Raw genomic sequence first — 14,634 nt, 5'->3', positions numbered from 1 at the left:
GGCCCCTTTTTTCTTTCACTCACATACTGCCTTCACTCAAGCGGCAGGCCACTAAATAACCCGGGGGCACCGCTTGTTCACTTAAACCGCAGGTGTTTAGTGAATCTGGCTAAATAGCTGAAAAAAAGTTGGATATGTATTCTTATGGTTTCTTAGAAGTATGTGTTTTCGACCTTGATGATTTCATTCCGCATATGGGATGGATAGGGGCTAAACCCGTAAAAATCTACACCCGGGACCAGACCTGCGGGTACTATCTTTATGATGAAGCGTCAGGCCGGTTGTTCGAATGTCAGTTCAACGCACATGATGGTGAAAATACTAAATTGAGATATGACCAGGTATTGGATGATTATCAGAACTGGAAACAGAGTCAACCACCAGGGAATAGTAATATCCATAGCTGCTAAATATCTCTCAAGTACATATTTACCAACTGTTCATATCATAGAATGAAGCGGATTTTAATCCGTTGGAGAATAATGTGGATACGTCATACCTAATATTTTCAGAGTTACCGAAATAATGTTAACTAATCTTACTTACTCCAACCAGCGGCTGAAAAGATCAATAAGTAAGCACTCTGCTAGGACATTCTGAGCACAACAGATCTAAATGCTACTACCCCCCGATAAATGCGACTGATCCAGACCATGATGCACAAAGTCTAAGCGTCTCAGGTTCGAGGGTATATTTAGATTAAGTCAACAATCGTTTATGGACGGATTGTATATCTATATTGTCGTACATTACTTCCCAAAGAATGAAAAGTGTAATTCGTGGCCCTAGCCGACAATGGAGTTAGATCATATTTTTATTTTTACTCATCATGCGGAGCAGGTCGCTAGCACATTACAATCCTTTGGCTTGAGTGAAGGCACAGCCAATGTCCACCCCGGACAAGGTACTGCTTGTCGGCGCTTTTTTTTCCAGAATGCGTACATAGAATTAGCCTGGGTGATTAATATTGATGAAATTAAAAAGCCAGTGATCGAACGAACCAAATTATGGGAGCGATCGCAATACAGCCTAACCTATTTTTGTCCATTTGGCCTTTGTTTCCGAACCAACCAGCAACCTGAACAGGCTATTAACCTAATTTTTGAGGATGGCTGGCGATATCATTCCATTTATTTACCTGAAGGCCAATTTGCCAACATTGCTTCAAATGAGGATTTTCCCGCTGAACCTATGCTCTTTGAGATGCCATTTTTTGGTCTGGCACCCAAAGACTACCCCTTAGAAAAGAAGCAGTCATTGACTCATGCAACGGGATTCCATCAACTAACGAAAGTAAGCTTAGCACTCCCCCCTCCAATCAACGACTTTTCTGTGGCATTCAGAAAGGTTCTTCAGGAAGGTGCGATTCAAGTATCAGTTGGCGAGACTTATTCAGCAACTTTAGAATTTGATGATGGTAAACAAGGTGAATTGAAGGACTTTAATCCATTGATTCCATTGCGTATTACCTGGTAGCCAGCCACAGAGCTGCGTCATAAACAACGGTTTCCTAGTTAGAAGTACTCACATTGCTGTCCATTGCTACACGGATCGGTAAAGGCACCCATGAGTCTGTGCAACGACTTGGCATTTTTTTAATGCGCCGGTCATAATTTCCTGTTTATCAACCGATAACTAAAGAAGGATAGGTAAGGGGTATTCCATTTGCTAGCTTACAAGTTGTTTTTATATAAAGCCAGTAATCATGAAAATAAATTCAGTGATCAAGAGTGCCTTGGTTTTTACCCTGATCCTTGCTTCGTCAAGGCTTCATGCCCAAAACGTGACGGATTCAGTGTCCATACAAAGCATCCTTCAGCAAGAAGATCAGGCGTGGAACAAGGGCGATGCCCCTGCTTACTCCCAATCATTTTCCGCTGATGGTACCTTTACTAATATCGGAGGTATGTTCTTCAGAGGGTATAAAGCCTTTTTAGACCAGCACGATGTGATCTTCAAAAGCTTTTTTAAGAATACGGTCCTCAAACAAAAAATCGTATCCCTCAAATTTATCCGCGCCGATGTAGCACTTTTAGAAACCTTATGTCAGGTATCGGGCTTTGCCAAAGAAGGTTTACCTGCCAGACTTCAGCTAGACGCCAAGGGGCAACTCAATACCCGATTATTACAGGTATTGGCAAAGGAGACAGGCGGTTGGAAAGTTGTTTCCTACCATAACGTCGATGTAAAACCAGGAACTCCAATTCCTGAATGAATAGCATAGCCACTCCCTGCATGCTGATTGTGCTTGTAGGGAGTGACGATACAGGAATCAACTTCAGTTGTTAACAGACAAGTGCCTCGCCACTGCTACCTACAATGATATTTGGGTTGGATTACCCAATGGAACCTTTGAAAGTGTATCTGCCCCAAGTTATAGGAATATTTTGTTGCTAATTTGTCAGCAGAATGCCCAGCAGTACATTCACGAAAAATTAATCGAGAAAGCCAAAGAGCGGCTGACGACCACGCAGCTAAGCATATCCGAAATTGCCTATGAGCTCGGTTTCGAAGATTCGCAAAGTTTCAGCAAGCTATTTAAAAACAAAACCAATCAGTCTCCGATGGAGTTTAGGGCTTCGTTCACGTAAAAACATTCGTTTATGGCAAATCAATTTAAGAATGGGAAAGGATTGATTTTATTAACTTTGCCCCATGCTAAATGAAGAAACGACTGGAATACCCGGACTGAATGAGGTGGACCTTCGACTCAAAGGTTTTAAAGTTCACGCCCTTCCGGAATCAACAGAAGTCCCGGTCAAAGCTGGGCGGCGCGACTTTTACAAAATGGGTTTGGTCAATGGCGACATGACTATTAATTATGGCGGTCAGCTCCTAGACATCAAAGGGACCGCACTCTAAGCATCGCCGTCGTCACAAACGGCGTTTACCAGCTCGAATCAAGCAGCCACTAGTGGAATATACTACTCCAATCGCCGACATCAAAAAGCCTCCGGCTGTGCCGGAAGGTTTTACCGGTAAGCTTGATGAATGGGAAATCAACACAGAGTTTAATTTATGGACACTGCGTGCCTGGGTAGAACTGGAAAATACCCATGGAATGTTCGCTCCGCATAATCCCAAACTGCCCTGACCGGAATTTATTCTAGTAGCTGCTCGAACACAGGCTATTACTTATTAGTTGTTCCCTGTCTACATTTGATACATCGTATAACCATAGGCGTTTGCCCGGATCTTCGCGGATTTGGGCATTGCTATTAAACCCGTATCCTCAGGTCATATGAAAAAACTTCGTTCAGTACTGCTATTGCTGCTGGGAATCTGTTTTTACGCGTATAAGCCAGTGCAGGCAAATATATATCCTCAGGCAAAAGAAACCGGCAGGACAGCCCCCGCTGCGAAAAAAAAAGCGGCTCCCTTGATTAAGCGGGCGATTATAGTTGCCGGGCAAAGTAACACTACCTCTGGGGCCGGGGATGTAATACTTCCCCCCGACTTTGCCCAAAGGAGAATGTCTCAGCTGGGGCGGAATGATGAAAATTTCAATGAAATACCACTTACATTTTATGGTGTTCATCACATCACAAGGTATACCGATCGGGCCTCCTTTGCGTCCATGTTCTGTTATTATTATTATGACCTGTTAAAAACCCAGAATCCTGGCGCGGATATTCAATTGCTCTTGATCCCTGCGGGGGCTGGCGGATCTGGTTGGAGTGACTCGCAGTATCCTTACAATTCTTGGCGAACAGACACTAACTATTTCAGGGATGTGGTCACACGGATCAAATGGGCGAAAAATGCCGGGTACCAGATTGATGGTTTCTTATGGCATCAGGGGGAAGCGGATGCCGCCGCGGGTACACACTATTACCACCAGATCTTGTGCAACTTCATACAATCCATGCGCGAGCACGTAGGTAATCCTGCTTTGCCATTCGTGTTAGGACAAATGATGCCTGCCTGGGTGGCGGAAGATCCCGCCAGGGCTGGTTACCAATCCGTCATTGATGGTATTCCCAACCAGGTGCCCTATACATATACAGTACCGGCAAACAACCTGAGCTCTAACTATGGGGACCTGATACATTTTTCGGCTGCGGCTCAGTATGAGCTGGGGAAGCGCTATTACGATGGTTTTTTGTCAGCCCGGAATAATTCCAGCCCTTCCGGTTACACGGTGCCACCAAGTGGTCAGAGCCTGTTGCTTAACCACAACGTGGCTGGCGGCCTGTTCAATAATACGCTGGACGCGATAGGTCAAAACGACGATAATCCGTCTCATAATGTTCATTCAAGACTGGGCGAGATATGGAAGTTTAAAAACAGTGATGGCTACTACCATTTCAAATTGGTGGTGGTGGCCGGAGGAAGCTTGACTAACACATATTTTGAATGGAAACAGCGGTACAGCCCATTTGCAATGAGCGATGCTTTTGTAGAGGAAAGGGCAGATAAGAAGATTATTGGTAATACCCTGGGTATAGACACTACTATTAACTCGCAGGGATTTGCCTCATTGGTATATTATTCGACCAGATCCGGCGTCCCGACGACCACACTGTTTCACGGAGACATCCGATACCGCAATGCAAGTTGGTGGCTTTCTGTCGGGGCAATCCAAAGTTATCAGGGACGTTTACCCATTAAGGATGACGGACAGAACTCGGTCACGCATATCAGGCTGTATGCCATAAAAGAGTGAAATTGCTAAACCTAGAACCTGAGGCGAAAGCTCACCATATCAGTTTGGGAAACGCTCACCTGCACCTGGATCATGGCCGCAACCTCCTTAACAATCAATAGTCCTAGCTCATCTACCCGTCCTTTTGAACCTATCGGGTCCGTACTGATTACGACTTCCCGATCATTGATGAAATCTACTTTTTCTTGCGGAAGACCGGTTCCCGTGTTGGAAATAATTAGCTCCTTTCCATCCGGGTAGTCGTTAAAACTGAAACTAATGATGCCCTGGTAGGTATACTTGGACGCATTGTCAAGCAGGTTATGAACGATGATCGCTAAAAGTTGCTCGTCGGAATCGACAAAAATGCCCTCGGCAACGTCATTGATAATGGTATTGTTCTTAGCGAGTGCTACTTTTTCAAACAGTGCAATCTTTTCCTGAATCAGCGCATGAATATTTAAGGGCTTAATTTGAATTTGTTTGCCATACATCTGCATTTTAACATAATTAAGCAAGTCGCGCAGCAAAGTAGCGGTTCGCTCCGATATGGAAGATACGATCGTTGCCGCCTTTGGAACCTGATCATACCTGCCATCTCTGCAAAGGTCAACAATGTCTGCCGAGACATAGGTGGCATAATTCAGTGGCGTTTGGATGTCATGTGTGATTGATGCCAGAAGACGCGACATCAGATGGACCTGGCCGGTAAGTTCTGTTTTCGAGGCTTCCAGCTCGGTCATCGTTTCTTGGAGCGAGTTTGTTCGGCTAGCCACCAGAGTTTCCAGGCGGATGTTTTCGGCTTGGATTGCCCTTAGCTTGAAACGGTTGAACATCAGTCCGATAATAACTAAAAGACCTGCGATTGCAGCTGCGAATAGCATGAGGACCCAACTCTTCAAATACCATACCTGAGGCACGAAAAAATGGGCCCGTTTGTAAATATAGCCATCCGAGGACAGGCTACTGCGCTTGCGAACGACGAGTTCGTATTCACCTGCATGGATGCTCGAATAATGGATCACCATCCCATTACCGATTTCATTCCAGCTTGGGCTTGTCTGATTGTTTCCTTTTTCGATAAGCGCATAAGAAACATCCAGATTGCTGACGTTTCCGAAAAATGGTGTTGAAAAATGAAACTCGACATTGTGCGGGTTGATGGGTAATGAATATCTCCCATCGGTCTGTTTAAGTGGGATTTGGTTTACCAGTATCTGGTCGAGCTTAATAGCGGATTGCTCGTTGTATTTGCGTATTCGTTCCGGCTTAAACCATACAAAGCCCTCCATCGAAGGGAGTGAAACGTACCCGTTGCCGAGTTTCAGACCGCATGGTTGGCAACTTCCGTTGAACTCGTTGTTTGCAAAGCCCTCATCGATTGTATGATGAATGAAAAATGGCGGCTTTGGGGTGGTTTGCGGTGAGGACGATGTTTTTACGGTGGCGTAGTCGAGCAATTCTTTCTCGGATACTTGAAAAAGCCCTCTATTGGTAGGTATCCACAAAGAACCCGCTTCATCGTCGACAGCGCAGTGCGCCGATGCCAGGAACTTGTTTTTGTCTAGCGGGAAGGTGACAAGTTTACTTTCGTTGACCAAAAGCATTAGCCCCTTGCCCCTGGCTGTAAGCCAGAAGCGATTCGGGCCAGACGGGCGGATACTTTTGATCTGGGTACTGTCTGTGCCTGGTAGTATCGTGCCGCGTCCGGAAGTAGTGCCCACCTTATACAGGCCGGCCTCCGTGCCGATTAGCAGCGAGCCGTCCCTGCCCGTTTCCATGCAAGCGATATTCGCAGCAAGTTTGAAATTAAGTTTTTTGGGGGCAGTTTCGAGCTGTTCAGGGTCGAGCATGAAAACATCTTTGGAGACTCCTACCCAAATTTTTCCACCTTTGTCCTGGCAGACGGAAGAAATATGATTTTCAAATTCCCACGTCTTTTCAAGCGTTTCTGCGCCTTTTGAGAACAGAAGCAGTTTTTTCCAGCTTCTGATCCATAACTTCTCGTCTTTGTTCCTGAATATCACCCATTTGTCTGCTGGGTTTAGCTCAGCCAGCAAAGAATTGTTTTGATCTGTCACCTCGCCGGTGCGAGCGTCTTTCCCGAGTATATTTCCTGTTGGTGTCAATACCTTGTTTTCCCCAAACGCAATCTGTGCGTATAAAACATTCGAGATCTCAGTGCCCCCGGTTTTTATAACCTCAAACTGCGGTACATGGATAACAAAAAGGCCCTTTGCCAGACTTCCTGCGAGTAGTTTTCCATTTATTGCATCATAGTATGCTACCGTTATACCGTTGGCGTTAAAATCAAAATCTTTCGCCAGAAGCCTGGCGTAAACCGTGCCATTGCCATACCGTTCGAGCAAGTAAGTAGCATTATCCAGGTGAAAAAAAGCTTGCTCCGAGCTGGGGTTCCACCGCAGTTTGATTTCTGCCGTCAGGTCTTTGTAGGACGGATCATTGATAATATCGCCAATTATGCGAAGATCGTGAACTTTACCATTGACAACCTGGGAAATGGTATTACGATCTCTTACCCAGCACAGGTGCCCGTCCGTAACAAATGCTTTTGAAACGGTCAGGTTGTTAACGGGAATTGTGTAGTTTTTTTTCCAGCCCCGATAGTAGGTCACGCTGTTTTTGTTGAAAACATAATGGTTCCCGTCTCTGCTGGCAGCAGGTAATCCGTGAGGACGCTCATCATCGGGAAAACCAGATATATTCGGTATTCCCCTGATCCAGTTGACCCCTTTCATCGATTGAAGCTGGGCCGCGGTCAAAGCTTTTTTATAGTTGTATGCGTTCTCGTCCTTTTCAGCGTTCCCATCCTTGATCTGAATCAGGTCGCCGGCATTCGTCTCGGCATACATTTTCGACGCGCGACCATTGGCCAAAATGCCGTCGTTTTTGTATACGGGCTGGATACCGATAATCCCGTCTACGCTCGTTTCCAGCTTTCCACTCAATGAGAGAAAGTTTCGTCCATCGAAACGGACAAGTCCGGCCTCGGTGGCAAGCCATACATAACCTTCCTTGTCGGCAGCGATGCTTTTGATGCTGTTTTGAGGCAGGCCGTTTTCTGAGGTATAATGGTCTACTCTGGGGCCAACCTGTGAGTGAGCGGGACCAACCTGCATCACTGCCGCAAGTGAAATGAAAATGGGTAGCCAGTAACCGGGTTTTGTCAACCTTAAAAAGTAATGTTTAATCATAGGGTGCTGTTTTGGTATCAGCCGGCAAATTTAGCAGATGAAACCTTTTGAAATTGAATATACCGGACCGGCAGCGGTAAAACCGGCATTGGGTGTGTCCTGAGTCGGATTTTTATTGATCGAAACCGACGGCAGCAGTAGGCGCATAATTGCCGGAAGCATCACCCTTCTCTGACTTTGCTGATGAAACGGCAGTCTTATCATCGGAAGTAAGGTTGATCGCAGCCAGTATACGTTCACGTTTTTCGGCCTGAATTTCCTTTTTGGTGACCCAGGCGGCCAGTTGTTCAAGTGCCGAACAAGGTTGTGCAAACCCACAGTATTGCGATGCTTCATTGAGATCGGCAAGCTTTTCGGTGGCGTTTTTATTGGTGATAACCAATGCTGTAAAGTAGTATAATGTAGCAAGAAATTTTTGCTCCGGGGAGGTACACTGCGAGCTGATGCAAATGTTGTAAGCTCTGCGAAGATCATTGTAGCGTCCCCGATACAGAAACAGTTCACAATTCCTGGTCTGATAAAGCCCTTTTTCGTGGTCAGGACTACTTGTAATTAAGAATGTGTTTTCATTTTGCTCTTTCCGGTAATTGTGGCGCTGTCTGTATAGCTCGCTCAGCCTGCTGTGAATATCGATGTATCCACTAAGGTCGGGTTCGTATTTGGTTGCTAAAATCTTGTATTTTTTGATCGCCTTGTTTTGCTGGCCGGATTTTGCCAGGCTATCCAAAACTTTGATCTGATGCACGATTTTGGCGTCGGGCTGTGAGCTGTTTTCGGGGGATTTTGCTGCTGTAACCTTAATTTTTTCAAGAACGGAATTCTTATAATAAGCAAAATCCGAACTAGTGCACAGAATGGCGTTTTTGTTGTGCTTAACAGAGGTTCTGTAAGTTAATTCGATATGGGAAAGGTCCGGTTGAGTGTATTCAAATACGATACGGAACGAGTTGTTCTTGTAAGGAAGTACCTGAAAGGAACTGCCGCCGGATTGTCGGATACTGGTAGTGAAATCGAAATCAATTTTGTGTGTTTGTACACCATTTAAACTGAATCGTTTGCTGGGCCTGACCATAATTGAACAACTCCTGCGTTTATTATTTACCGATAGCGCAAAATCAGACTTCGTGAAACTGGCAGGCCTGGAAGCTATGATGTTGGTGTGAAGTGTTTCATTCAATAAATCGATAGTTTCCTGGCAGGGTTTATGTTTGAACAGCGAATCAAGACCAACCACCTGACCATGCACTTGAATGGAAATAAAGCTTATCAGGTAGATGGTGATTTGTTGCAACTTGTTGATTTTCATGAGTCGTTGTTGGTTATTGATAAGCTATTAAAAGCATTAGGCAATCATCAGAAGTGGAATGTATTTGATGGTCATCACAAGGGCTAAGTATTAGGCAATCCGACGGCCTGGCGAGCGTAAAGTCCTGGCTGTAATCCCCGGTTTCTGTTACTACGCGACAGTTGCCCATCAGGCAAATGAGCGCCTTTGAACTTTGACATTTTTTTTGTGTACGAATAGTGTTTTCAGAGAGACAACAGACCCGTATAATGTTGCCTGGTATCAACTTTTCGAATACTGTCAACACACCGGCATCAGAGTGGAAGGTGTCAAGCGCTATAAGTTTGGCCAAATCATGATGCGTTGCGCGCCACTGTTTTATTTTATAGTCCGCATTATGGTGTCAGCTATTGTGGATTTACAAACATAAAATTATCCGCATAAAGAAAATATAGATTAGTTACGTAACAGTGTAGATTTAACCCTACAATTATCGATATTTTCAAGCGAACTTCTATTTCGATAGAGATTATACCTTGACTTAATTTGCCGGACTTTATTTGACGAATAGAATTTTATTTTTCTGTCCTTACTTTATTTTGTAGTATATGTTTTTAGTTCTTGTCTAATGTTTGTGAAGAAAATTGCTCTTTGCAACGAATGGCTGTCTGATAAACTCTATATTTTATTCGAAAAAATGGCATCTTTGCATCCAAATCTAGATTGCATACTTTCATTTCTTCCTGATTTAAATATATCAATTTTATTATTTGATCTGACGTGCATTTGGAAAATGTTGATACTGTGAGAAGTAGACAACAGTGGCATGTAGAAAGCGAGAATATTCTACTTCGAATTGAAATTAGTTTATAAGCAATTTCCTGAATGAATTGTATTTTTGATCCAAATCATACCTGATTTTGGATAAGCAGATAATACGATTCCAGCAGTAATTTTTCTGACCAGACCACAGACTTTTTTTTGTTTTCGACAGGGGATCAAACCTATTTGTTTGCGGCCGATTTCGCTCCATGAAGGGAGTGCTGCCTGGCGTTTTTGTACCGTTCTTGTCTTGACAACTTAATTAACTAACCAAATTGGTTAATGTATCTTCAAATGGGCATATTGACCCGATGATTCTTTATGAGAAACCTATCCTCGCTAACACTAATCCCTTCCGCATTTGTTTTGCTTCTATCGATTTCCTGTCTGGGCCATAACTTGCAGCAACAGCGCTTCAAGGATGCGGATTCGGCTACGGTTAGCTACCAGTTAACAGCATTGGCCAGCTCAGGCAGTCGCACGCCATTCTGGATACAGGCAAATCAGTTTGGAACTGTTTCAGCGGTCGGCACCGGACTAGGTGCGAGGCTCGGCCTGGATTTTTTCCACAGGAATCCTCATAGTGCTAACTTTCGGTGGGCAGCGGGGGCGGAAGTCGTAGCCAATGCAGGATCGCAATCCAGGGTTCTAATCCCGCAAGTTTATGCGGGAATTCGATCCCGGAACTGGGAACTTGTAACAGGCAGGAGAAGGCAATGGATAGGTTTGGCAGATTCGACATTGGGGACAGGTTCGTACGTATGGTCAACAAACACGATGCCGATTCCAAAGATCCAGTTTGGCACCAGCAGGTTTGTGGCAGTGCCCCTAACCGGCAGATGGCTGTATTTTCATGGCTTTTACTCCGAGGGATTTTTTGAAAGCGGCCGGCCAATTACAAGCCGGCTCAAACTCCATCAAAAAATGGCCTACTTCCGGATCGGCAGGGGTCATTCCAGGGTTAAGCTGCTGGCGGGCTTCAATCACCAGGTACAGTGGGGAGGCAGAAGTTCTCATGAGACCATAGACGGCAAAATGCCCACTGGGATAAAGAACTATTTCAGAATTATTTCAGGAAAGCGTGGGGATGCCAATAGCACACCCAATTCGTTCGATGATGGAAATCGGGTTGGAAATCATTTGGGGACCATTGATCTGGGTTTAGAGTTAGAGGGTTACGCCTACTCATTGTTTGTGTACCGCCAGAATATCTATGAAGATGGCACGTTGTACGCGCTTAGAAATATCAAAGATGGTTTAAATGGATTTCGTTTCAGGCGAAAGAACTCTTATGGAGCTAACTTTGAGATTAGCGAGTTCGTTTTCGAACTCCTGTTTACGAAGAGCCAGGGAGGACCCGATTACGACTACGAGGAGCAAGTTATTCACCGCGGTTCGCTAGGCAGGGATGACTATTTCAACAATGCGCAAGTCCGGGACGGATGGTCGTACTATGGAAGGACGATCGGAACGCCATTCATTACACCAACCACGGAAACCATTTGGGCGCAGCCTCAGTATGCGGATTTCTTTACGAGCAATAACCGGGTATCGGTCTATCACCTGGGAATCAGGGGAAAGCTCTTTCGAAGGGTGGAATGGGTGGGAAAATGTTCGTATTCGAGTAATTGGGGGACTTATAATGCACCCTTCAAGTCTTCTGTGAGGCAACTTTCAGCGGCCTTGAACTTGCAGACGTGTGTCAGCATTGCCGGACCAACAGACATCGGAGCCAGTTTTGGCATGGATTCCGGTCAGTTGTTTCCTCAGACGTTTGGCGCGATGCTGACCGTTAGAAAGCAGCTGAAAATCCATTGACTTTTGCCGTCCTTGGAGCCAGTCAGGCAAAGTATGCGTTAATATATGAAAACAGCCCGGCACAAACTTGCGCCAGGCTGTAAAATTTATGCCCTATGAGTAGTTTATTTTGTTTTGGGAGCGTCGAGGTTGAGTAATTCAGGATTTTCTTTTTCGATTTTCTTGTAGAGCTGGATCACGTTGGTTACGCCAAACTTCTCGAATATGCTAAGTTTATGTGTGCTGACTGTGCTCCATTTGATACCTAGCTGCCCGGCTATTTCTTTGGTCCATTTGCCTTGCAGAAGTAACCTTATGATTTCAGACTCCCGCGGGGTAATAACAGCCGCCTCCTTGTGTTTGTTGGGGTTGCTGATGGACTTAAGGTAATTGTGTGCCAGGTAGCTTTGCGTTTGCGAGCTCATGTATTTTTCTCCATTCAAAACCATCCGCATTGCTCTTGCGATGGCGGTGAAAGGGGCCGACTTGGAAAGAAAGCCGTCAGCACCCGCACTCAGATATTTGACGGAAAAGTCTTCCTCTTTCATTGCGCTGTGCACCAGTATTCTAATAGGAGGATAGGCATTTCGTAAACTTTCGATCATCTTGGGGCTGTTTCCCCCCGGAACGTCGATGTCCAATACGACTAAGTCTATCGAGCTTTTAGCAACTATGCTAAGGCCCTGGTCAAATGATGAAGCCGAAAATAGCGAAGCCTCGGGAATGCTTTCTTTAATAATAGCTGTGAGGGCCCACAAAACGATTTCGTGGTCATCGATCAACAGAATTTTTGTCTGTTCGTCTTCATGCATGATAAGTGTACTTTTGTGGCGAAGTAGCTACAATATTAAAAAACTTGATGAGAAATGCTGCTGGCAATAATTCGAGATTGCGATAGAATTCATTCCCCTCGTTGCTTGGCATTTGAGCGGCATTAATATACTGACTACCTGCTATTTTTGTTATAAATCGATGAGAAATCTTACTTGAAGAGGAGCGCCCGATATTAGCGTATACTGTTAATCGTTCGGCTGTTGAAAGCGGCGAAAGTTATTATTTTTTACACTACAAGAGAGGAAATTCCAGATATGAAAAGAATTCTAATCATCGATGGGCAGTATCTGTTCAGACTGAGCTTGCAAACTGTTTTCAGAGAGCTCGACGGGGATTGCGAGATTGTTGAGGCCGAAAATATAGGCTCAGCGTTGGAGCTGCTCAGGGCGGAGATTTTTGACCTGGTAGCACTGGATATCGAGATCGAAAATCATACCGGAATGAGAATGATAGAGTTTGTTAGCCGCATCTCTATATTGGCTAGCGTCATCATTTTCACCTCGGCACAGGAACATGTTCACGCGGAACGATATCTGCTCGAGGGGGCTAAGGGCTTTGTTCAAAAGTCGGCCAGGCGTGACGAGGTGGTCGGGGCGATGTCCGCCGTATTAAACGGCAGGCACTACGTGAGCAATAACGTACACAAGCAACTGCTTGATGGGCGGCCTATTTACCTTGCGCGCGAACCCCGGCTCTCGGACCGTGAAAGAGAAGTGATGCAGTTGATACTGCAAGGTAAATTGACCAAGGAAATTGCCGGGATATTGCAGATTCAGGGCAACACGGTGAGCACTTATAAAGCAAATATTTTTCGCAAGATGCGCGTGAACAACGTATTGGATCTGGCCAAAAAGGTTAGCGTCGATTGAATAGTTAAGAGGATAGTTTACTTAGTGATGTGAATTCAGGCACGCCCGCGAAGATTTTCACGGGCGACTTTCTTATCTAAGCTTCGCGAACTATTGGTTATTCGAGCCATCAATACAAAACAGCCCGGCAGGAATCTGCCGGGCTGTCGGTTTTAGAATACTAGAAAAGGCATTGATTATCAACTAAAACTTATCTTGCAATAACCAACTTTTGTGTGTTTAGTGCCCCGTTCAGGTCGGTGATTTTCAAAAGATAAGCACCTGGTGCCAGCTTTTTGACATCGATACCCTCGGTAGAAACAGCGGCGGATTGATAAACAGAGGTCCCATTGTGGCTAAGGATTTCGACTTTTTTGACGGAAGTTGGTGCAATGCCGTCGAGTTTGACGTAATCAGTAGCTGGATTGGGATAAGGGGAAATGCCTTTTCCTTCGATAGAGATCGCGCGGATTACACTATATGCGAAAGTGTTGTCCTGATCGACCATCTTCAAGCGGTACAGGCTTCTTCCTGTCAGAGGGCTCTCGTCGGTGAACGAGTACTTTCTGATGGTTGTGCTTTCCTTATTGGACTCCACCGAGCCGATTTTATTCCACTGCTTGCCATTGGCGCTGCGTTCGATCTCGAATCGGTCGCTGTTGGTTTCTTCACTGGTGGCCCATGATAACAGTGCTGTCTTTCCCTCTTTGACAGCTGAAAACGAGATCAGCGTCACGGGCAGATTGATATCAGTGACACCGACAGAAGAGACTGTTGTATTGAATAGTCCGTCATCTGTCCAGTCGCCTCCGATGTTGAACACCTGTGTTCCTACCGATGCGGCAGGATCAGACCTTGCGGCGATGGCCCTGACCGGGATCTCAAAATAGGGGTCTTCTGTGGTCCAGTCAGTGGAATTGTAGAAAGTCAGGTTGGTGGGTGTGGAAGTGGGGTCCATTTCCCATCCTGGGGGTATGATGAATGCTTCTCCTGTCCATGGGACCTCCGGGGCCAGAGCGATGGTAAGCTGTGCGGTATATGGGGGTATTACACCTGAGGTTTTTCCAGCAGAGGAGTAAAAAATCCCGCGCGCGCTCGGCACGTTTCCATAACCCGGAAAGGTTCCCGGGTCATAGTTGCCATATCCGGCGTTGATGTCGATTTGCTGACTGTGGCCGATGCCCGGAG

Annotated in this window: 12 protein-coding genes and 2 pseudogenes; 8 read left to right on the top strand and 6 right to left on the bottom strand. The window is 45.4% G+C overall.

Translation table 11 applies throughout. The features are described 5' to 3' along the window. Positions 1-795: 795 nt before the first annotated feature. The 6 genes and pseudogenes from BMW93_RS24875 to BMW93_RS24855 all read left to right on the top strand — a co-directional run bounded on the left by BMW93_RS24875 (position 796) and on the right by BMW93_RS24855 (position 4,666). Positions 796-1,476, top strand: a complete 681-nt coding sequence (locus BMW93_RS24875) for a VOC family protein (protein ID WP_090382759.1) — start codon at positions 796-798, stop codon at positions 1,474-1,476. A gap of 229 nt (positions 1,477-1,705) precedes the next feature. Then, complete coding sequence (locus tag BMW93_RS24870; protein ID WP_090382757.1) at positions 1,706-2,215, top strand: SgcJ/EcaC family oxidoreductase; 510 nt, start codon at positions 1,706-1,708, stop codon at positions 2,213-2,215. Between the two features lie 118 nt (positions 2,216-2,333). Then, positions 2,334-2,591, top strand: a pseudogene (locus BMW93_RS24865) (helix-turn-helix domain-containing protein); the annotation flags it as partial. 64 nt (positions 2,592-2,655) lie between these two features. After that, positions 2,656-2,862 (top strand): hypothetical protein, encoded by a 207-nt coding sequence (locus tag BMW93_RS24860; protein WP_090382754.1) that lies wholly within the window; start codon positions 2,656-2,658, stop codon positions 2,860-2,862. 52 nt (positions 2,863-2,914) lie between these two features. Next, positions 2,915-3,094 carry a hypothetical protein gene (locus tag BMW93_RS35275; RefSeq protein ID WP_143061720.1) on the top strand — a complete coding sequence of 60 codons (180 nt, stop codon included), beginning with the start codon at positions 2,915-2,917 and terminating at the stop codon, positions 3,092-3,094. Positions 3,095-3,241: 147 nt separating this feature from the next. Continuing rightward, positions 3,242-4,666: a sialate O-acetylesterase gene (locus BMW93_RS24855; RefSeq protein ID WP_090382752.1), complete on the top strand. Its 1,425-nt coding sequence runs from the start codon at positions 3,242-3,244 to the stop codon at positions 4,664-4,666. A gap of 11 nt (positions 4,667-4,677) precedes the next feature. Here the strand turns inward: BMW93_RS24855 and BMW93_RS24850 are convergent, their stop codons facing one another. The 4 genes and pseudogenes from BMW93_RS24850 to BMW93_RS36325 all read right to left on the bottom strand — a co-directional run bounded on the left by BMW93_RS24850 (position 4,678) and on the right by BMW93_RS36325 (position 9,497). Then, the gene (locus BMW93_RS24850) at positions 4,678-7,518 is read right to left on the bottom strand and encodes an ATP-binding protein (RefSeq protein ID WP_229240785.1); all 2,841 of its coding nucleotides are present in this window, start codon (positions 7,516-7,518) and stop codon (positions 4,678-4,680) included. 141 nt (positions 7,519-7,659) lie between these two features. After that, a pseudogene (locus BMW93_RS36330) lies at positions 7,660-7,785 on the bottom strand (two-component regulator propeller domain-containing protein); the annotation flags it as partial. Positions 7,786-7,972: 187 nt separating this feature from the next. Next, the gene (locus tag BMW93_RS24845) at positions 7,973-9,166 is read right to left on the bottom strand and encodes a hypothetical protein (protein WP_090382746.1); all 1,194 of its coding nucleotides are present in this window, start codon (positions 9,164-9,166) and stop codon (positions 7,973-7,975) included. 13 nt (positions 9,167-9,179) lie between these two features. Beyond that, positions 9,180-9,497: a WxcM-like domain-containing protein gene (locus tag BMW93_RS36325; protein WP_177194190.1), complete on the bottom strand. Its 318-nt coding sequence runs from the start codon at positions 9,495-9,497 to the stop codon at positions 9,180-9,182. Positions 9,498-10,288: 791 nt separating this feature from the next. Between BMW93_RS36325 and BMW93_RS24835 the strand changes: the two genes are divergently transcribed. Further along, the gene (locus BMW93_RS24835) at positions 10,289-11,785 is read left to right on the top strand and encodes a capsule assembly Wzi family protein (RefSeq protein ID WP_090382742.1); all 1,497 of its coding nucleotides are present in this window, start codon (positions 10,289-10,291) and stop codon (positions 11,783-11,785) included. A gap of 104 nt (positions 11,786-11,889) precedes the next feature. Here BMW93_RS24835 and BMW93_RS24830 read toward each other — a convergent pair whose 3' ends face one another. Beyond that, positions 11,890-12,576, bottom strand: a complete 687-nt coding sequence (locus tag BMW93_RS24830; RefSeq protein ID WP_090382739.1) for a response regulator transcription factor — start codon at positions 12,574-12,576, stop codon at positions 11,890-11,892. 222 nt (positions 12,577-12,798) lie between these two features. Between BMW93_RS24830 and BMW93_RS24825 the strand changes: the two genes are divergently transcribed. Next, entirely contained in the window at positions 12,799-13,467 is a 669-nt protein-coding gene (locus tag BMW93_RS24825) for a response regulator transcription factor (RefSeq protein WP_090382737.1), read from the top strand. A 190-nt stretch (positions 13,468-13,657) separates the two neighbouring features. On the opposite strand, the gene BMW93_RS24820 is transcribed toward BMW93_RS24825, so the two are convergent. Then, on the bottom strand, positions 13,658-14,634 hold a 977-nt coding region (locus tag BMW93_RS24820), incomplete at its 5' end, for a T9SS type A sorting domain-containing protein (protein ID WP_090382735.1).

The organism is Dyadobacter sp. SG02 (assembly GCF_900109045.1).
Taxonomy (GTDB): Bacteria; Bacteroidota; Bacteroidia; order Cytophagales; family Spirosomataceae; genus Dyadobacter.
Note: the sequence above shows the minus strand (reverse complement) of the source record. Positions and strands in the feature narration are given on the sequence as shown.

Bases quoted from the DNA above. Each gene is read 5' to 3' on its own strand.
- BMW93_RS24875 (WP_090382759.1), top strand. From the start codon at position 796: ATGGAGTTAGATCATATTTTTATTTTTACTCATCATGCGGAGCAGGTC.
- BMW93_RS24870 (WP_090382757.1), top strand. From the start codon at position 1,706: ATGAAAATAAATTCAGTGATCAAGAGTGCCTTGGTTTTTACCCTGATC.
- BMW93_RS24860 (WP_090382754.1), top strand. From the start codon at position 2,656: ATGCTAAATGAAGAAACGACTGGAATACCCGGACTGAATGAGGTGGAC.
- BMW93_RS24855 (WP_090382752.1), top strand. From the start codon at position 3,242: ATGAAAAAACTTCGTTCAGTACTGCTATTGCTGCTGGGAATCTGTTTT.
- BMW93_RS24850 (WP_229240785.1), bottom strand. From the start codon at position 7,518: ATGTATGCCGAGACGAATGCCGGCGACCTGATTCAGATCAAGGATGGG.
- BMW93_RS24845 (WP_090382746.1), bottom strand. From the start codon at position 9,166: ATGAAAATCAACAAGTTGCAACAAATCACCATCTACCTGATAAGCTTT.
- BMW93_RS24835 (WP_090382742.1), top strand. From the start codon at position 10,289: ATGAGAAACCTATCCTCGCTAACACTAATCCCTTCCGCATTTGTTTTG.
- BMW93_RS24830 (WP_090382739.1), bottom strand. From the start codon at position 12,576: ATGCATGAAGACGAACAGACAAAAATTCTGTTGATCGATGACCACGAA.